General features: G+C 53.2%; 15 protein-coding genes. 10 read left to right on the top strand and 5 right to left on the bottom strand.

Annotated features, from left to right (window positions below):
* Nucleotides 1–17 precede the first annotated feature (17 nt).
* Nucleotides 18–629 (top strand): galactoside O-acetyltransferase, encoded by a 612-nt coding sequence (lacA, locus tag C3432_RS11435; protein WP_103776705.1) that lies wholly within the window; start codon nt 18–20, stop codon nt 627–629.
* Between the two features lie 113 nt (nt 630–742).
* Here lacA and prpE read toward each other — a convergent pair whose 3' ends face one another.
* The 4 genes from prpE to prpB form a co-directional block, all read right to left on the bottom strand.
* Nucleotides 743–2629 (bottom strand): propionate--CoA ligase, encoded by a 1887-nt coding sequence (gene prpE, locus C3432_RS11440; RefSeq protein WP_103776706.1) that lies wholly within the window; start codon nt 2627–2629, stop codon nt 743–745.
* A 39-nt stretch (nt 2630–2668) separates the two neighbouring features.
* Nucleotides 2669–4120, bottom strand: a complete 1452-nt coding sequence (locus C3432_RS11445; protein ID WP_103776707.1) for a bifunctional 2-methylcitrate dehydratase/aconitate hydratase — start codon at nt 4118–4120, stop codon at nt 2669–2671.
* A gap of 38 nt (nt 4121–4158) precedes the next feature.
* Nucleotides 4159–5328, bottom strand: a complete 1170-nt coding sequence (prpC, locus tag C3432_RS11450; RefSeq protein ID WP_103776708.1) for a bifunctional 2-methylcitrate synthase/citrate synthase — start codon at nt 5326–5328, stop codon at nt 4159–4161.
* Between the two features lie 80 nt (nt 5329–5408).
* Nucleotides 5409–6290: a methylisocitrate lyase gene (prpB, locus tag C3432_RS11455; RefSeq protein ID WP_103776709.1), complete on the bottom strand. Its 882-nt coding sequence runs from the start codon at nt 6288–6290 to the stop codon at nt 5409–5411.
* A gap of 250 nt (nt 6291–6540) precedes the next feature.
* Here prpB and prpR point away from each other — a divergent pair, with 250 nt between their 5' ends.
* The 9 genes from prpR (at nt 6541) to C3432_RS11500 (ending at nt 16203) form a co-directional block, all read left to right on the top strand.
* Nucleotides 6541–8136 carry a propionate catabolism operon regulatory protein PrpR gene (gene prpR, locus C3432_RS11460; RefSeq protein ID WP_103776710.1) on the top strand — a complete coding sequence of 532 codons (1596 nt, stop codon included), beginning with the start codon at nt 6541–6543 and terminating at the stop codon, nt 8134–8136.
* A gap of 140 nt (nt 8137–8276) precedes the next feature.
* Complete coding sequence (locus C3432_RS11465) at nt 8277–8909, top strand: LysE family transporter (protein ID WP_103776711.1); 633 nt, start codon at nt 8277–8279, stop codon at nt 8907–8909.
* Between the two features lie 209 nt (nt 8910–9118).
* Nucleotides 9119–9628, top strand: a complete 510-nt coding sequence (locus tag C3432_RS11470; protein WP_103776712.1) for a hypothetical protein — start codon at nt 9119–9121, stop codon at nt 9626–9628.
* Nucleotides 9629–10149: 521 nt separating this feature from the next.
* The gene (locus C3432_RS11475; protein WP_103776713.1) at nt 10150–10941 is read left to right on the top strand and encodes a class I fructose-bisphosphate aldolase; all 792 of its coding nucleotides are present in this window, start codon (nt 10150–10152) and stop codon (nt 10939–10941) included.
* 14 nt (nt 10942–10955) lie between these two features.
* On the top strand, nt 10956–11507 hold the full coding sequence (locus C3432_RS11480; RefSeq protein WP_103776714.1) for a glycerol-3-phosphate responsive antiterminator: 552 nt from the start codon (nt 10956–10958) through the stop codon (nt 11505–11507).
* A 20-nt stretch (nt 11508–11527) separates the two neighbouring features.
* On the top strand, nt 11528–13066 hold the full coding sequence (locus C3432_RS11485) for an FGGY-family carbohydrate kinase (protein ID WP_103776715.1): 1539 nt from the start codon (nt 11528–11530) through the stop codon (nt 13064–13066).
* An 11-nt stretch (nt 13067–13077) separates the two neighbouring features.
* A complete protein-coding gene (locus C3432_RS11490; RefSeq protein ID WP_103776716.1) occupies nt 13078–13839 on the top strand; it encodes an SDR family NAD(P)-dependent oxidoreductase in 762 nt (253 codons plus the stop codon).
* A gap of 16 nt (nt 13840–13855) precedes the next feature.
* A complete protein-coding gene (locus tag C3432_RS11495; RefSeq protein WP_103776717.1) occupies nt 13856–14851 on the top strand; it encodes a 2-hydroxyacid dehydrogenase in 996 nt (331 codons plus the stop codon).
* A gap of 89 nt (nt 14852–14940) precedes the next feature.
* Nucleotides 14941–16203 (top strand): PTS galactitol transporter subunit IIC, encoded by a 1263-nt coding sequence (locus tag C3432_RS11500; RefSeq protein WP_103776718.1) that lies wholly within the window; start codon nt 14941–14943, stop codon nt 16201–16203.
* A gap of 49 nt (nt 16204–16252) precedes the next feature.
* On the opposite strand, the gene foxA is transcribed toward C3432_RS11500, so the two are convergent.
* On the bottom strand, nt 16253–18361 hold the full coding sequence (gene foxA / locus C3432_RS11505) for a ferrioxamine B receptor FoxA (protein ID WP_181012898.1): 2109 nt from the start codon (nt 18359–18361) through the stop codon (nt 16253–16255).
* Nucleotides 18362–18431 lie beyond the last annotated feature (70 nt).

Here is an 18431-nt window from a genome sequence, read left to right on the forward strand (position 1 = left end):
AGGATGGAATATCACCAATGACCGTTTCAATGAGAGACAGAATAAAAGCAGGCCAGCTGTTTACCGATATGTGCGAAGGTCTGCCGCAAGAGAGACTCCGCGGAAAAGAGCTGATGTATGAATTTAACCACTCGCGGCCATCAGAGATTGAAAAGCGGGAAAAGCTGATGAGCGAAATGTTTGGAACGGTGGGCAAACATGCGTGGATAGAGCCTCCCATCTATTTTTCTTACGGCTCCAGGATCCATATTGGCGATAACTTTTACGCCAATTTTAACCTCACCATTGTTGATGATTACACGGTCACGATAGGCGATAACGTTTTAATTGCGCCAAATGTCACGATCTCTGTAACGGGTCACCCCATTCATCATACGCTGAGAAAAGCCGGAGAAATGTTTTCCTTTCCGGTCACAATCGGCAATAACGTATGGATTGGCAGTCACGTGGTGATCAATCCCGGTATAACGATTGGCGATAACACCGTTATTGGCGCGGGTAGCGTGGTAACAAAAGATATTCCCTCAAATGTCGTTGCCGTAGGGGTTCCCTGCCGGGTTATCCGCGAAATAAACGACCGGGATAAGCAGTATTATTATAAAGACTATAAAGTCGAGCCGTCTGTTTAACCAGGCCCGTCATCGTTTGCAGGCCCGGTGAGCGTCAGCGCCACCGGGCCTTTTTGCCAGATGGCGCTGCCTGGTGGCTTATTCAACCGACGGCAACATCAGCGGCATAACGATTACTCCTCAATCACCTGACGGATTTGCTGTAGCGCCGCGGGATCGTCAAGGGTGGTCAGATCGCCAGGATCGCGGCCTTCGCAAATGGCCTGGATCGTACGCCGGAGCATCTTGCCGGATCGCGTTTTCGGCAACTGCGACACAAACCAGACGTGCGCCGGACGGCCAAAATTGCCAATCTGGCTGTCCACCAGCGCCATAATCGCTTTCTCTTCAGAATGTGCGATATCGCGGTCTTCCAGGCTATCGCTCTGTTTGGGGATCACAAACGCCACCGCGACCTGCCCCTTCAGGGCGTCTTTCACCCCAACCACCGCCACTTCCGCCACGTTCGGATAACTGGAAATACTCTCCTCAATCTCGCGCGTGCCCAGCCGATGTCCGGCGACGTTTATCACATCATCGGTACGTCCGAGGATAAAGTAGTAGCCGTCTTCATCGCGAATGCCCCAGTCAAAGGTGGCATAGACCTGCCGGGAGAACAGCGACCAGTAGGTCGAGACAAACCGCGCATCGTCGCCCCAGATAGTCTGAATACAGCCGGGGGGCAGCGGCCCTTCAAGCACCAGCATCCCCTTCTCGTTGGCCCCGCATGGTTCGCCGGTCACCTCATTGAGCAACTGCACGTTGTAGCCATACATTGGCACTCCGGGACTGCCCAGACGTGAAGGCCGGTCATCCAGCGCGCGGGCAATCGCCATAATCGGCCAGCCGGATTCTGTTTGCCAGTAGTTATCAATCACCGGCACATCCAGCGTTTCGCTTACCCAGCTGGCGGTCGGTTCATCCAGGGGTTCTCCGGCCAGGTAGAGCGCCTCCAGCGAAGAGAGATCGTGATTGCGGATCTGCGCGGTCGGGAACTTCTTCAGCACGCGGATGGCGGTCGGGGCAGAGAACATGCGGTTAACCTGATACTTTTCGACGATTTTCCACCATACGCCGCAGTCCGGGTACGTGGGCAAACCTTCGTAGACAAGGGTCGCCATCCCCGCCAGCAGCGGCGCGTAGACAATGTATGAGTGTCCGACGACCCAGCCGATATCCGAGGCGCAAAAGAAGACACCGCCCGCTTTGCCACCAAAAATGGTGTCCATAGTGGTCGCCAGCGCCACCGCATAGCCCCCCACGTCGCGCTGCACCCCTTTTGGCTTGCCGGTTGTCCCGGAGGTATAGAGAATGCAGGAGGTTTCGTTGGACTCCAGCCATGCCACCGGCACCCGCGCACCGAGATGCTGCTGACGCAGGGTCGCAAAATCAAGATCGCGCCCGGCAACCCGCGCCATTTTTGCCAGACCGCGATCCACCAGGATCACATGTTTTGGCTGATGCTGCGCCTGAGCGATGGCATCATCCAGCAGCTTTTTATAGGGCAGGATTTTGCCGCCGCGCGCCCCGGCATCCGCAGAGACAATCAGCACAGGTTTGGCATCATCTATCCGTGCCGCCACGCTGTGTGAGGCAAAACCACCAAACACAACCGAATGAATCGCGCCAATACGCGCGCACGCCAGCAGCGTAATATGCGCTTCGGCAATCATCGGCATGTACACCAGCACCCGATCGCCGCGCTGCACGCCCAACGACAGCAGCACCGACGCCACCACATTCACTTCGTCATACAGCTGGCTGAAGGTGAACGTGCGCTCCTCTTCGGTTTCAGATGAGACGGCAATCAGCGCCAGCGCATCCGGCTGTTTATCCAGCCAGCGGTCGATGGCGTTATGGCACAAATTCGTCGTGCCGCCGCAAAACCAGCGGGCAAACGGCGGGTGGCTGTGATCCAGCGTTTGGGTAAACGGCTGTTGCCAGTCAATTCGTCTGGCCTGTTCGGCCCAGAACGACGCCGGCTGGGTGATGGAACGCTGATAAAACTCGCTAAAAGACATAATGCTCTCCTGTTGAACTTACGCCTGATGAGTCGTGTTTCAAATAATGAACAGATCCATAAACTCATTGACCGGCATCTGCTCCAGGCTCGTTCGGTCCAGGGAGACATCCAGGATGCGCTGCTGCTGGCGGGTCGGGAACTGGCGCGCCAGATTAATTTTGAATTTTTCGATAAGCTTCGGAATGCCGTCGGCGCGGCGGCGGGCATGACCAATCGGGTATTCCACCACCACTTCCGCAAACTGCGTGCCGTCGGTGAATTCAAGCGTGATGGCATTGGCGATGGCGCGTTTTTCCGGGTCGTGATAGTCGGCGGTAAACGCCGGATCTTCAAAGCAGTTAATCTTCTCGCGCAGGGCGTCGATACGCTTGTCCTGCGCCACGCCATCTTCATAATCCGCCGCCGTTAAGCGCCCGAACAGGAGCGGGATCGCCACCATGTACTGAATACAGTGGTCACGATCGGCCGGGTTATCCAGCGGGCCTTTTTTGTCGATGATGCGAATGCAGGCTTCATGGGTGCGAATCGTCACCTTCTCGATATCGGCCGCAGTTTTACCCGCCGCCTGCATCTGTTCATACAGGGTCATGGCCGCTTCTACCGCCGTTTGCGAGTGGAACTCCGCCGGGAAGGAGATTTTAAACAGCACGTTTTCCATTACGTAAGCGCCGTACGGGCGCTGGAAGCGGAACGACTCACCTCTGAAGGAGACATCATAGAAGCCCCAGGTTTTCGCCGTCAGCGCCGACGGATAGCCCATTTCACCGGTTTTCGCCATCAGTGCCAGACGCACCGCACGAGAAGTGGCATCGCCTGCGGCCCAGGACTTACGCGTCCCGGTGTTTGGCGCATGACGATAGGTGCGCAGCGACTGCCCGTCCACCCACGCCAGCGACACCGCGTTGAGGATTTCCTCACGCGTCAGCCCGAGCATTTCAGCAACCACCGCGGTGGACGCCACTTTTACCAGCAGCACATGGTCAAGCCCCACGCGGTTGAAGGCATTTTCAAGCGCGATACAGCCCTGAATCTCATGGGCTTTGATCATCCCGGTGAGCACCTGCTTCATGGTCAAAGGGGCTTTTCCGGCAGCCAGCGCATTGCGCGACAGCCAGTCCGCCGTTGCCAGAATCCCACCGAGGTTGTCGGAAGGATGCCCCCATTCTGCGGCAAGCCAGGTATCATTAAAGTCGAGCCAGCGGATCATCGCGCCAATGTTAAATGCCGCCTGCACCGGATCGAGCTGAAACTGGGTACCCGGAACGCGCACGCCGTTCGGCACCACGGTTCCCGGAACGATGGGTCCCATCAGTTTTTTACAGGCCGGGTATTCCAGGGCTTCCAGACCACAGCCCAGCGTATCAAGCAGACAATAATGCGCGGTGTCGTACGCCAGCTTCGAGGCGATCTCGTAGTTCATGACGTAATCAACGATATCAACGATTTCACGGTCAAATTCCGGGCGAACGTTCGAAATATGTGCGGACATAAAAAGGGTTCCTGTTTTTTATATTTAGAGGTTTTGCATTAGCAACGCTGATCTAGCGCGACAAAGACACGATCTTCCGGGCCGGTGTAATTGGCGGAAGGACGGATAATTTTGTTGTCCTGGCGCTGTTCGATGATGTGCGCAGCCCAGCCGGTAACCCGGGCAATCACAAACAGCGGCGTGAACATTTCGGTGGGGACGCCCATCATGTTGTAGGAGACCGCCGAGAACCAGTCGAGGTTGGGGAACATCTTTTTCGTGTCCCACATTACCGCTTCCAGACGGTCGGCAATGTTGTACATCTTCAGCGATCCGCCTTCCTGAGAAAGCTGTTTCGCCACGCGCTTTATCACCTGATGGCGCGGGTCGGCGATGGTGTAAACCGGATGGCCAAAGCCAATCACCACTTCTTTGTTTTCAACGCGTTTACGAATATCCGCTTCGGCCTCTTCCGGTGTTTCATAGCGCTGCTGAATTTCCAGCGACACTTCATTCGCCCCGCCGTGTTTCGGGCCGCGCAGCGCGCCAATCGCGCCGATAATCGCCGAATAGACATCGGAACCGGTTCCGGCAATCACCCGGCTGGTGAAGGTGGAGGCGTTGAACTCGTGCTCGGCGTACAGCACCAGCGAGATGTGCATCGCCTTTTCCCAGCTTTGTGACGGTTTTTCACCGTGCAGCAGGTGCAGGAAATGACCGCCAACAGAGTCGTCGTCCGTTTCCGGCTGGATACGCTCACCGTTGTGGCTGTAGTGGTACCAGTACAGGAGGACAGAGCTGAGCGAGGCCAGCAGCTTGTCGGCGATATCGCGGGCGCCGGAGACGGTATGCCCTTCTTTTTCCGGCAACGTGCAGCCTAATGCTGAGACGCCGGTGCGCATGACGTCCATCGGATGCGACGCCGCTGGCAGCGATTCCAGCACAATGCGGACATTCGCCGGCAGGCCGCGCAGCGCTTTGAGCTTAATTTTATACGCCTGAAGCTCATCGCGGGTCGGCAGTTTGCCGTGAATCAGCAGGTGGGCAACTTCTTCAAATTCGCAATGCTCCGCGAGATCGAGAATATCGTAGCCGCGGTAGTGCAGATCGTTACCACTTTTGCCAACGGTACACAGGGCGGTATTTCCCGCCGGAACGCCTGACAGCGCGACGGATTTTTTGGGCTTAATGACATGGGTATTGTCTTGCAGGATTGTCGTGTCGCTCATGTTGTCCTCGTCATTATTTTAATATGTAGGGTACAAATTTATTGCCGGATGGCGGCTACGCCTTCTCCGGCCTACGACGGTTACTTCTTGCTATACAACGCGTCGAGCTTCTCTTCGTACTGGTAATAGTTGATGCTTTCGTACAGCTCGTTGCGCGTCTGCATGATGTCGATAACGCCCTTCTGCGTTCCCTCCTGGCGCAGCACGTTGTAAACCTTTTCTGCTGCACGGTTCATCGCACGGAAAGCCGACAGCGGATACAGCGCCATCGCGACGTTCGCGCTGCGCAGTTCGTCGGTGGTGAACAGCGGGGTCGCACCAAATTCGGTAATATTGGCGAGGATCGGCACCTGTACCGCATCGGCAAACTGACGGTACATGGCAAGCTCGGTAATGGCTTCCGGGAACAGCATGTCGGCTCCCGCTTCCACATAAGCCCGCGCACGATCAATTGCCGCTTCCAGTCCTTCCACCGCCAGCGCATCGGTACGCGCCATGATCACAAAATCAGGATCGGTGCGCGCATCCACCGCCGCCCGGATCCTGTCCACCATCTCCTCTTTGGAAACGATCGCTTTATTCGGACGGTGACCGCAGCGCTTGGCGCCGATCTGATCCTCGATATGCAGCGCGGCGGCGCCGGCCTTAATCATTGATTTCACGGTACGCGCCACGTTGAATGCCGAAGAGCCGAACCCAATGTCGGCATCCACCAGCAGCGGCAGCGGGCAGACATCGGTAATGCGGCGGATATCGATCAGCACGTCATCAAGGGTAGAAATACCCAGGTCCGGTAGCCCCAGCGAACCCGCCGCCACACCGCCGCCGGAGAGATAAATCGCCTGATAGCCCGCGCGCTGGGCCAGCAGCGCATGATTGGCATTGATAGTGCCGACGATCTGTAAGGGGTTTTCTTTGGTGAGCGCAGCGCGAAACATCTGACCCGGAGAGCGTAGAGACATATTCCATCCTCTTGTTATCAACTTGTTACTTAAGGTTGATTCATATAAAGCAAGAGGTATGCCAACGGGAACAAAAAGAGAAAGAAATCATTTTTATTATTTAATAACAACGAATTATAAAAACCTGTGAATATGCAGCCATAAAAAAGCGTGTCAGCTAACGTTTCACGAAACGTTCTTACATGTTTCATTGCAACATTTATGAAACAAGGCTAAACCCAATAATCTGTCTACTCTTGTTGAGCTTATTATGGCGACTACGCATCTTCCCCCACGGATAAATGACGACAAACCGGTGATCTGGACGGTGTCGGTCACCCGTCTGTTCGAACTGTTCCGCGATATCAGCCTGGAGTTCGACAACCAGGCGACCATCACGCCGATTCAGCTCGGCTTTGAGAAGGCCGTCGCGTATATCCGTAAAAAGCTCGCCACCGAACGCTGCGATGCCATCATTGCCGCGGGCTCCAACGGCGCGTATCTGAAAAGCCGCCTGTCCATTCCGGTGATCCTGATTAAACCCAGCGGTTTTGACGTGCTACAGGCCCTGGCAAAAGCCGGGAAGCTGACCGCCGCCATCGGCGTGGTGACCTATCAGGAGACGCTACCGGCGCTTATCGCCTTTCAGAAAACGTTCCATCTGCGACTGGAACAGCGCAGCTATGTCACCGAAGAGGATGCCCGCGGGCAAATCAATGAACTGAAAGCCAGCGGCATTGAAGCGGTGGTCGGTGCAGGACTGATTACCGATCTGGCGGAAGAGGCGGGCATGACCGGCATCTTCATCTATTCCGCCGCCACGGTGCGTCAGGCGTTTACTGACGCCCTGGATATGACCCGTCTGACGCTGCGGCAAGGCAGTCAGTACGGCTCCGGCAACGGCCAGCGCACCCGTTATGAGCTGGGCGATATGCGCGGGGACTGCGCATCGATGGAGCAGGTTCGTCATACCATTATGCTCTACGCCCGTTCGCGCGCGGCGGTACTCATCCAGGGGGAAACCGGCACCGGGAAAGAGCTGGCGGCCCAGGCCATTCATCGGGAGTATTTCGCCCGGCAGGGCCGACGCTGCGGCAGGCAGTCGGCCCCTTTCGTCGCCGTTAACTGCGGGGCAATCGCCGAATCGTTACTGGAAGCAGAGCTGTTTGGCTACGAAGACGGCGCGTTTACCGGCTCCCGGCGGGGAGGCCGCGCCGGACTGTTTGAAATCGCCCACGGCGGGACGCTGTTCCTTGATGAGATTGGAGAAATGCCGCTGCCCTTGCAGACTCGCCTGCTGCGCGTGCTGGAAGAAAAGGAGGTCACCCGCGTCGGAGGGCATCATCCCATCCCCGTGGACGTGCGCGTGATCGGTGCCACCCACTGTAATCTGGAAGCTGAGATGAAGCAGGGGCGATTTCGGGCCGACCTGTTCTATCGCCTGAGCATTCTTCGCCTGACGCTTCCCCCGCTCCGGGAGCGCCTGCCGGATATTCAGCCGCTGGCGGAAGACTTTTTAAAGCAGTCGCTGGCGGCCCTGAATGCGCCGTTTAGCGAGTCGGTACGCACCGGACTTGCGGAGAACCAGACCGCACTTTTGCGCTATGACTGGCCCGGAAATGTCCGCGAACTGCGTAATCTGATGGAACGACTGGCGCTCTTTTTAAGCGTTGAACCGCAGCCCAGGCTGGATGTCCATTTTCTCCGAAAGCTGCTGCCAGAACTGACCACCACGGCTGACGCGCCTCCGGTCCCCCCTTCTCTGACGCCACAACACGTTCTGGCACAATTTAATGGTGATAAAACGGCCGCCGCACGTTATTTAGGAATTAGCAGAACCACATTCTGGCGGCGGTTAAAAGAATAGATTGCCGATCTTTCTACGATGCTGAGTCAATCCCAGCGGTCGGAGCCGATGAAGTGACTCCTTTGTGATCGCTCTCTCATCCACAGAGTTTTGCTAAAAATATGATGATGTTAATTCATTCACCAGTGGAATTTTTGTCTATGGAACCTCTGCACGCGGTTGTCCTGACCGTCAGTCTGTTTGTCTTAACCTTCTTTAACCCCGGCGCCAACCTGTTTGTGGTGGTGCAAACCAGCCTCGCCTCCGGGCGTCGGGCCGGGGTATTAACGGGGTTAGGGGTGGCGTCTGGCGATGCCATTTATTCCGGTCTGGGACTGTTTGGCATGGCGACGCTGATCACCCAGAGCGAGGAGATTTTCTCTGTGATCAAAATTGTCGGAGGGGCGTATCTGCTGTGGTTCGCGTGGAACAGCATCCGCCATCAGGCCACGCCGCAAATGCCCACGCTACAGCAGCCGATTACGGCCCCCTGGATCGTATTCTTCCGTCGGGGGTTGCTAACCGATCTGTCGAATCCGCAGACCGTGCTGTTTTTCATCAGCATTTTCTCTGTCACGCTCAGCGCAGAAACGCCCACGTGGGCGCGGCTCATGGCCTGGGCCGGAATTGTGCTCTCCTCCGTCATCTGGCGTATCTTCCTGAGCCAGGCGTTCTCCTTACCGGCAGTGCGCCGCGCTTACGGGAGAATACAGCGCGTTGCCAGCAGGGTGATTGGCGCGATTATCGGCGTGTTCGCTCTCAGGTTGATTTATGAAGGCGTAAATCACCGCTAGCGCCAGGCGTAATAAGCCAGATTTTTGATGTGTTATATGTTTCCCCCTGCCAATTCTGGCAGGGTTTCCCCTGAATAATCCAACTTTAAGATTAATGAACTTGTTCTCCGTGCTCCCGGTTTATACAACCCTGAATATCGCCCATAACCATGACCCCCCTTTATTGTTATGGGTAATCCGGGATCACCATAATGAACAGGAATCATGTCATGACTAAAATAAAACTGGCGCTCATTTTGTCTCTTTTTCTGACCGGCTGTTCAATGAGCGACGGAGAGTTAAGAAACGCCTATACCAGGCATTATCAACAACCCGATGCTTATGTTAACGCCTATAAGCAAAAAATCGCCGGAATGGATATTGACACACTGACCCAATATGCCGCCTCCGAAGAGAAGAAAAAAATGGGCGGCCAGCCACGGCTAAAGATCGATGACTCCATTACGGTTGAAAATATCCAGGCAAAAGGGAATCGGGTGGTGTTTGATTACTCTTTGTCAGAAAGCTGGCTGTCCTTGTCGCCTCAAAAACAGATGGAACAGCAGAACACGATGCGAAAAGACCTGATTTACCGCACCTGCTCGCTTCAGACGGTGCGCCTGGCACAGGAGAGAGGACTGCAAGAGGAGCATAACTATTACAGCCACTATCCGGATAAGATCTCTTTTACTCTGCGAACCAGCGGGCAGATATGTATCGATAACGGTTTCCCCCAATAATCGCCCCGGTGATTATGTTCTAAATAATTCGGGTTGCAGGACAAAATGGCGTAGTCGTTTTGAACAGCGCTGCGCTGACCCCGAAGGGGCGAGGCCGAAGGCTACCTCCGGTGAGGGACAAGGATGTCCCTCATACATCCCCGGGAGCGTACACGACTCCGTGTCCGGGATGCGCGACAAATCTGTCAGAAACAGATTTGAATTTGCGGCTCAATTCCAGTCCCAAAAGGGATGATATTGGGCCGAAAAATATCTGGTAAATAAACGATAAAAGGTTGTGATGAATATCCCAATTTGCGGTTTTCGGCTGGACAAAAGGATTAACAGCATGCTAGTTATTTAAACAAGCAAGAGAACGGATTTAAATTGAACAGTATTTAAAGCCCTCTCAGAATGCTATAAAAATTTATTTGATAATGATTTGGATAACTGAATCATTATTAAAAGGGTACTTGATCTGAAAGCCCTCAGAGACGTGAGTCTCTGAGGGCTTTTTGTTTTTTCTATCTGAGGAGTAAAAAATGTCTAAAGAACGTCGTCTCTCCAGGATTTTCGCAAAAGATGGTAAATCCGTTACGTTAGCACTGGATGGCTACTATTTTTCGACGAAAACAAATGGTATTGATAATACGATAAACCAGCTTCCCGCACTGGTTGAACGAGGACTGGATTGTGCGCTGGTGACCTATGGCATGTTGAAAAATTTCCGCGAAGCGTTAAATAGCGTTCCCGTCGTATTACGCGTCGATAGCACGGTCAGTATTTTTGATAATACCGTTCCCGATACGACTCCCGTCTTTTCCGTTGAAGATGCGCTGAAAGTGGCCGCTGAGGGCGTGGTCTGCATGACCTTTCCTGGTGCTTTCAACGAAGAGAAAACCCACATCATGGCGATGCAGCTGGCACAGGCGGCGGACCGCTGGAATGTCCCACTGATTGTCGAATCACTCCCATACGGTTATCCCGTCACCAGCGATGACTCAAACAATCCGGCAATCATCGCCGCCTCGGCTCGCACAGCCGTAGAGCTGGGTGCAGACGTTATCAAAACGCGCTTCACCGGAACGGCAGAAGATCGGCTGATTGTTGAAGCCGCGGGTGTGCCAGTGCTGGCACTTGGCGGACCAAAAACCGGTATCGACGGATACTTTAAGTTTGTCCAGCACTGTATGCAGGTTGGTGCTAAAGGGGTGGCTGTGGGTCGCAACATCACGCAGGACCCACAGCCCGCAAAAGTGGTAGCAGGTCTGAATGCCATCATCCATGAAAATGCCACTGCGGAAGATGCATACAGCCTCTACATGGCTAAATAACATCGGATACTAAAATGTTTTTAAATAACACCATCATTCCTTCAGTCAGAAAATATAAACACTTTGAGCAGGCATTATCCTGCCCGTCAGAATATGTCCTGTTGTCCGAAGCCAATATCGGTAATCTGCAATCACTGATTGGCAAATGTCATCAGAGTGGCAAAAAGGTACTGATTCACCTGGAGTTACTCGGTGGGTTTAAACCCGACCAGGCCGGTATCAATTTGCTGAAAAGTTATTACAAAGTTGATGGTGTTATTTCTTCCAATCTCTCGGCCCTACGCTATGCAAAAAAAGAGGGATTGCTGACTATTTTTCGGGTGTTACTTATCGATTCACGCTCTCTGGATCAGTCAATCGATATTGTTAAACATAACCCACCGGACGCAATAGAAATCTTACCTGCTGAATATGCCTGCCAGTGTCTGGAATTGATTAGCCGGAATTTAAAAGGCTTTGATGTGGTATTCATCGCCGGAGGCTTTGTTAAGCGGAAATACCTTGTAGAAAAAATATTCCATGCCGGTTTCAAAGGTATCACCACCAGTGAACCCGGATTATGGTGACAAATGAGGAGTCCACGGTAATGAAAGATGAATTTGTAATGGGGATCGACAACGGCGGAACCATCACCAAAGCGGCAATCTATGATCGTGAGGGGAGCGTCATCGCCATCGCCTCAAAATCCACACAAATGCTCACACCAAAGGAATACCACACCGAGCGCGATATCAATGAGTTATGGACTGCTAACGTTGAAGTGATAAAAAAAGCGATCGCACAGTCAGGAATCGACGCCAGCCAGATTAAAGGTATTGCCGTGACGGGCCATGGTAACGGACTGTATCTGGTTGATGAAAAAGGTAATCCGGTACGCAACGGGATTATCTCAACGGACAGCCGGGCGAAAGCTTATGTCGAGAAATGGTACAGCGAGCCACGGTTTCTGTCTGACATTCTGCCAAAAACCATGCAGTCCATCTGGGCCGGACAACCTGTTGCACTTCTGGCCTGGCTGAAGGACAACGAACCCACAACGCTTGCTAAAGCACGCTACATTTTTATGGTGAAAGACCTGATTCGCTTTTACCTGACCGGGGAGGCTTTCCTTGAACTGACCGATATCTCAGGGACCAACTTGATCAACGTGCGCAATCGTGATTATGACGACGAGCTACTGACCTGGTGGGGACTCGCCGATCTGCGCGACAAATTACCGCCGATCAAACGTTCCATAGACTGCTGCGGCAGGATCGGCGAGGACGTGGCCCGCCTGACCGGACTTCGCGCCGGAACGCCGGTTTCTGGCGGCGTGTTCGATATTTCGGCATCGTCCGTCGCTTCAGGTATTAACAGCCTCGACAAGCTGGCGATCATTACCGGAACCTGGAGCATTAACGAGTACGTCACCGACCATCCGGTTATCGATAAAAATCTGTTTATGACCTCCATCTATCCGATTGAAGGCAAGTGGCTGATCACCGAAGCCAGCCCGACCTCTGCCAGTAACCTTGAGTGGTTTATTAATAACTTTATGGAGAGTGACCGGGAAGCCACCGCCGCGAAAGGCTCATCGGTGTACAATCTTTGCAACACGCTGGTCTCCTCTACCACACCAGAAGAAAGTCATCTGCTGTTCTTTCCGTTTGTCTTTGGCTCAAACACCATCCCCGATGCGTCGGCGGGATTTATTGGCGTAAACAGCTTTCATAAAAAGGCGCATTTCCTGCGCGCAATTTATGAAGGCGTGGCTTTCAGCCACCTCTATCACACCGAACGTCTGCGTAATATCAACCCAAATTTGAGCCATACCATCCGTATCGCCGGAGGGGTCACTAATTCGCCGGTCTGGCTACAGATATTTGCCGATATTTTCCAGTCGACGCTGGAGATTGTTGACGTGAAAGAGCACGGCACACTGGGTACAGCGATGACCGCCGCGGTCATGGTGGGCTGGTTTGACGACGTCTTTGCCGCTTCCAATGAGATGGTGCATGTCTCCCGTACCGTGTCGCCAAATCCGGATAACCATAAGGTGTATCAGGACAAATACCGCCTCTACAAAAACCTGTTATCTGAAATGCAGTCGCCCTGGAAAAGCTGTAGCAATTACATCGCACATTAAGTGAGGAAAAAATGGATCTGAATTTGAAAAACCGTACAGCCATCGTCACAGGTGGCGCAACAGGACTGGGCAAAGAGTTTGTCCTCACTCTGGCAAAAGAAGGGGTCAATGTCTGCTTTACCTATTTGCGTGAAGAAGAAAACCCGCAGGACCTGGTTGAAACGGTGAAATCCACAACGAATGTCGACATCATCGCGGTAAAAACCGATCTTTCCGATGACCAGAGCCGTGAAAATCTGTTCGCCACCTGCATCAACCGACTGGGGAACGCCGACATATTGGTCAATAACGCCGGGATCTGGCTGAGTGGCTACGTCACCGAAATCACCCGGCAGGACTGGGATACGGTGATGAACGTCAACCTGAAAGCGGTCTTCCATCTGAGTCAATTGTTTGTGAATCATTGCCTGCAAAACGTCCAGGCGGGAAGCATTTTAAATATCACTTCGCAAGCGGCATTCCATGGTTCCACAACCGGTCATGCCCATTATGCGGCCAGTAAAGCGGGCCTGGTTGCGTTCTCTATTTCTCTGGCGCGGGAAGTCGCAAAGCAGAACATCAATGTGAACAACATCGCCGTCGGGATTATGGATACCGCGATGATCCGTAAAAACATTGAACAAAATCCTGACTATTACGTCAGCCGCATTCCGGTTGGTCGGGTAGCCCAACCCCAGGAAATTGCCGACATCGGGGTCTTCATGGTTTCTCCCAAAACCCGCTATATGACGGGAGCAACTCTGGATGTCACCGGCGGTATGTTGATGCGTTAATCTATGGAGAATCACTATGAAATGTCTGGCGATTGCCGATCTTTTTATCAATGCCGCAATGATGGACGCCGGTCTGAAGGCGCTAAGAGATAAAGGAATCGAGGTTGAAGTACGCGAATGGTCACATGAGTCAGTTGAGAAATTACAGGAGGATAATCTGCGTGTTGAGCAGGAAGGTTCGGAAGCCGTGGCATTACCTGATACCCTGCTCCAGGGGGCAGACAATGTGGAAATTCTGATCACCCAGTTTGCCCCGGTTAACACAGCGGTCTTCGATAAGCTGCCGCAGCTAAAATACGTGGGTGTTCTGCGCGGCGGTGTGGAAAACGTTAATCAGCAGGTGGCAAAGGCGCGCGGTATTGAGGTGATAAACACGCCAGGGCGCAATGCCCGCAGCGTCGCCGAGTTTACCGTCGGGATGATCCTGGCGGAAATGCGTAATATCGCCCGTTCTCACGATGCGCTACGGGACAAATTCTGGCGTAAGGATAGCCCGAATCATCAGGCAATCCCTGAGCTGGGTGGTAAAGTCGTGGGTCTGGTAGGTCTGGGACATATCGCCCAACTGGTTGCCGGTTTTCTTAGCGGCTTTGGCAGCGAAATACTCTTTTACGATAAGTACGTGGAGAGTCACGATGGCTATGAAAAAGTCGATTCACTGGATGAACTGCTGCAACGCGTCGATGTGGTATCGCTGCATGCCCGCCTGACGCCGGAGACAGAGAACCTGATCAATGCGCACCATTTTGCACTGATGAAAAACAGCGCCATTATTGTCAACACCGCGCGCTCGGGATTAATCAATGAAGGCGATCTGATTGCGGCGCTCAAAGCCGGGGAAATTATGGGGGCGGCATTAGATACCTTTGATGACGAACCACTACCGGATGACAGCGCGTTTTATACGCTGAATAATGTCACCATTACGCCGCATATTGCGGGAAGTACTATTGATGCTTTTAGTAACTCACCAAAACTATTTTCTGAGATTCTGTTGAAGAAACTCAGTTAAATATTAAAAAGAATCATTAAAGGTTTTTATACGGCCCATTGGGCACGGGTTCGCTCGCGCCCAATTCGCCCGCCTTTTAAGGAATCATTATGGATATTATCAACAGTATTATTAGTCTGGGGGCATCAGTGATGATGCCAGTAATATTCTTTATTATCGCACTTTGCTTTGGGGTAAAAATCGGCACAGCATTTAAAGCAGGGATGCTGGTCGGTATCGGCTTTGAAGGTGTCGGTCTGGTAATCGGTCTGCTGCTGACCAACCTGGGTCCGGCATCACAGGCTATGGTTGAGCGTATTGGCCTGCACCTGACGGTAGTGGATACCGGCTGGCCTACCGCCTCCACTATCGGCTGGGGCTCCCCGCTGATGCTGCCGGTGGTGGTTGGTTTCATTATCATTAACCTTGCCATGCTGCTGCTCAAATTAACCAAAACGGTGAATATCGATATTTTCAATTACTGGATATTCCTGATTATGGGATCGGTCGTCTATGCCGGAACCGGAAATTACTGGCTCTCCGTAGGTATAACCTTCGGTATATTTATCCTCACCTTGCTGGCAGCGGATCTCACTGCACCTTACTTACAAAAAAACTATAATCTGAAAGGGATCTCTTTCCCTCATCTTACCTGTATAGCCTATGTGCCTTTTGGCATTGCCTGTAATTACATTATTGATAAGATTCCCCTCATCAATAAAATCAATTTTGATCCGGAAAGCATTAACAAAAAATTCGGCGTATTTGGCGAACCGCTAACGCTGGGCTTTGTGCTGGGACTGCTGCTGGCATTCCTCGCGGGATATGATGTCTCGGCTGCGGTATCGCTGGCTATTAAAGTCTCTGCTGCCATGCTATTGCTGCCGAAAATGATCGAGATTCTGGTACAGGGGCTGCTGATTGTTCGCGACGCAGCAGAAGCAAAACTGAAGGCCAAATTCCCCGATCGTGATTTCTATATCGGTATGGATACCGCACTCCTGATCGGTGAACCATCCGTACTGGCCACCGGGCTGCTGTTAATTCCCATGGCGGTAGTGCTGTCAATTATTCTGCCGGGTAACCGCGTGCTGCCGTTTGTTGATCTGGCCTCCCTCATGTTTTTGCTGGCCATGGTCACGCCATTCTGCAAACGCAACATGTTCCGAATGTTTGTTACCGGCACGCTGATTGTGACCTGTATCTTGTACGTCGGGACCGACATTTCGAAGGAGTATACGCAAGCGGCAATAAACTCCAGTATTCCGGTGCCAGAAGGGATGTCTGAGATTACCAATATTGTCGGCGGCGCTACCACACCAGTGGGCTGGCTGGCGGTAAAATTTGGTGAGTTTTTCGGTACTGCGCCTTAACCGCGCAGCGAGGATGCCCGGAGCCTGTCTGCTCCGGGCACGTTGTCGATCAGAACGTCCAGGAGACGCTACCGACGATGCTGCGCTCCGCGCCGAAATAGCAGTAAGAGAGCGAGTTGCAGGCCGCGACATAACGTTTATCAGTCAGGTTATTCACGTTCACCTGCGCGCTTAACCCTTTAATACCAATATTCGACAAATCGTAGCCAATGGCCATATCCACCAGCGTGTATGACGGTAGCGTGTGGGTGTTCAGACGATCGCTGGTAATACCGTTCACGTAACGCACGCCAGAGCCAAGCGTCAGACCTTCCAGCGGACCGTTTTTCACGTCATAGCTCAGCCAGGTGCTGGCCTGATTACGCGGCGCATAGACAGCGCGTTTGCCCTGTTCTTCCGGGCTACTTTTCCTGTAACGGATATCAGTGTAAGTATACGCCGCCTGCAGACGGAAACTCTCCGTCAACTGGCTGATGGCCTCCAGCTCCACGCCTTCCGATTCAATCTCACCAATCGAGCGGTACGGATCGGTAGGTTCCTCTTTGGTGGCGATATTGGTCTGGTTAATGCGGAATACTGATGCGCTAAACTGGCTGTTTAAGCCTTCCGGCTCATATTTCACCCCGGCTTCCCACTGTTTGCCTTTCATCGGATCCAGGAGATTACCGTTTTCATCGGCGAAGCTGGTCGGCGTGAAGGCGGTAGAGTAGCTGACGTATGGCGCAAACCCGTTGTCGAACAGGTAGAGCAACGCGGCGCGAGTGCTGAAGTTGTTTTTATCCAGATCGCTGCGGGAATGGTTGATCTTGTCGATATTAGAGACGCTGACCTGATCGTAGCGCCCCCCCAACGTGAGACGCCAGCGATCCCAGGACATCTGATCCTGCAAGTAATAGCCCGTCTGGCGCAGCTTGTGCTTCTCGCGTGCATACATGGAGATGTAATTCGGCTTCGCGCCGTACACCGGGTTGAAAGCATCTATCGGAGGGAATGCCCCATAGTAGCCGGTGGTATTATTACTGCGATCCTGATAGTCGATCCCCACCAGCAGACGGTGGTTGATATCCCAGGTGTCAAAACTACCGTCAAGCTGGTTATCCAGGGTCACCGCCGACATTTTCTCATCGGAACCGGAGTAGCCACGATTAAGCTCCGTCTCATTCAGCCATCCCGCGGCGTAAACCTGGTTAAGCTCTACTTTGGTGTGCAGATAGCGCAGCTTTTGCCGCACCGACCAGCCGCTGTCAAACATATGCTCAATGTTGTAACCCACCATGTTCTCGCGACGATCGTATTTGTCGTAATCGTCCTCCCCTTCAAAGAAGGTGTTGGAGATCTTGTGACCATAATGTGGCACGACGGTGCCATCATACGGTAAACCAGAGTGGCTGCCGCCTTCCGGATCGCGATGCAGATAAGCCATCAGATCGAGACGCGTCTGGTCGGTGATACGCCAGGTGAGGCTCGGCATCAGCGCGTAGCGTTCCTCTTTTAGCTTATCAAACTGCGAATCCGCGTAGCGCGTCATCCCACTCAAACGCACCGCCACGCGGTCGTTATCATCCAGTGGGCCGGTCACATCAAACGCCGCCCCGCGCTGGTTATTGTTTCCGGCGAACAGTTTAACCTCCCCGCCGGGATCGAATGATGGCTTGCGGGAGGTCAGCGCCACAATTCCACCCGGCGAAGATCGGCCATACAGGACCGAAGCCGGACCGCGCACCACTTCAATGTTTTCGAGGAACCAGGGATCGACCACCAGCGAGCTGTGTGAGTTGGTGTCGCCCATCATTTTCAGACCGTCGAGATAGACGTTGTCCAGGCTGCCATCAGAGAAGCCGCGCAGTACGATGTAGTCAAAACGGTTTGAAGCCCCAATCTGATTACTGTAAACGCCGGGGGTATAGCTCACCGCCTGACGCACGCTGGTGGCGCCCTGCTCTTCGAACTGTTCACGGGTAATAATGGACACCGACTGGGGAGTTTCAATGTCCGGCGTGGCAAGCTTGGTGGCGCCGCTTTGCATCTGCGAGGTGACAACCACCGTATCGTTTTTTGTTGTTTCCTGAGCCAACAGAGGAAAAGCCACGCTGCCGGTTACCCATCCTACCAGCAGCGCCAACCGAGTCTTAGCGAACATGAACGTCTCCAAAGGCATTTCTAATTGTAAATAAGAATTATTACCTTTTTGCTGATGAAGATAGCTATGCCGGATGCCAGGTTGCGTA

The sequence above is a fragment of the Citrobacter amalonaticus genome, from assembly GCF_002918555.1.
Classification (GTDB): Bacteria; Pseudomonadota; Gammaproteobacteria; order Enterobacterales; family Enterobacteriaceae; genus Citrobacter_C; species Citrobacter_C amalonaticus_A.

What these genes read in the sequence shown, in the direction of transcription:
- prpE (WP_103776706.1), bottom strand. Translation starts at nt 2,629, where the DNA reads ATGTCTTTTAGCGAGTTTTATCAGCGTTCCATCACCCAGCCGGCGTCG.
- prpB (WP_103776709.1), bottom strand. Translation starts at nt 6,290, where the DNA reads ATGTCTCTACGCTCTCCGGGTCAGATGTTTCGCGCTGCGCTCACCAAA.
- lacA (WP_103776705.1), top strand. Translation starts at nt 18, where the DNA reads ATGACCGTTTCAATGAGAGACAGAATAAAAGCAGGCCAGCTGTTTACC.
- prpR (WP_103776710.1), top strand. Translation starts at nt 6,541, where the DNA reads ATGGCGACTACGCATCTTCCCCCACGGATAAATGACGACAAACCGGTG.
- C3432_RS11480 (WP_103776714.1), top strand. Translation starts at nt 10,956, where the DNA reads ATGTTTTTAAATAACACCATCATTCCTTCAGTCAGAAAATATAAACAC.
- C3432_RS11500 (WP_103776718.1), top strand. Translation starts at nt 14,941, where the DNA reads ATGGATATTATCAACAGTATTATTAGTCTGGGGGCATCAGTGATGATG.
- C3432_RS11485 (WP_103776715.1), top strand. Translation starts at nt 11,528, where the DNA reads ATGAAAGATGAATTTGTAATGGGGATCGACAACGGCGGAACCATCACC.
- C3432_RS11495 (WP_103776717.1), top strand. Translation starts at nt 13,856, where the DNA reads ATGAAATGTCTGGCGATTGCCGATCTTTTTATCAATGCCGCAATGATG.
- C3432_RS11445 (WP_103776707.1), bottom strand. Translation starts at nt 4,120, where the DNA reads ATGTCCGCACATATTTCGAACGTTCGCCCGGAATTTGACCGTGAAATC.
- C3432_RS11490 (WP_103776716.1), top strand. Translation starts at nt 13,078, where the DNA reads ATGGATCTGAATTTGAAAAACCGTACAGCCATCGTCACAGGTGGCGCA.
- prpC (WP_103776708.1), bottom strand. Translation starts at nt 5,328, where the DNA reads ATGAGCGACACGACAATCCTGCAAGACAATACCCATGTCATTAAGCCC.
- foxA (WP_181012898.1), bottom strand. Translation starts at nt 18,361, where the DNA reads ATGCCTTTGGAGACGTTCATGTTCGCTAAGACTCGGTTGGCGCTGCTG.
- C3432_RS11470 (WP_103776712.1), top strand. Translation starts at nt 9,119, where the DNA reads ATGACTAAAATAAAACTGGCGCTCATTTTGTCTCTTTTTCTGACCGGC.
- C3432_RS11465 (WP_103776711.1), top strand. Translation starts at nt 8,277, where the DNA reads ATGGAACCTCTGCACGCGGTTGTCCTGACCGTCAGTCTGTTTGTCTTA.
- C3432_RS11475 (WP_103776713.1), top strand. Translation starts at nt 10,150, where the DNA reads ATGTCTAAAGAACGTCGTCTCTCCAGGATTTTCGCAAAAGATGGTAAA.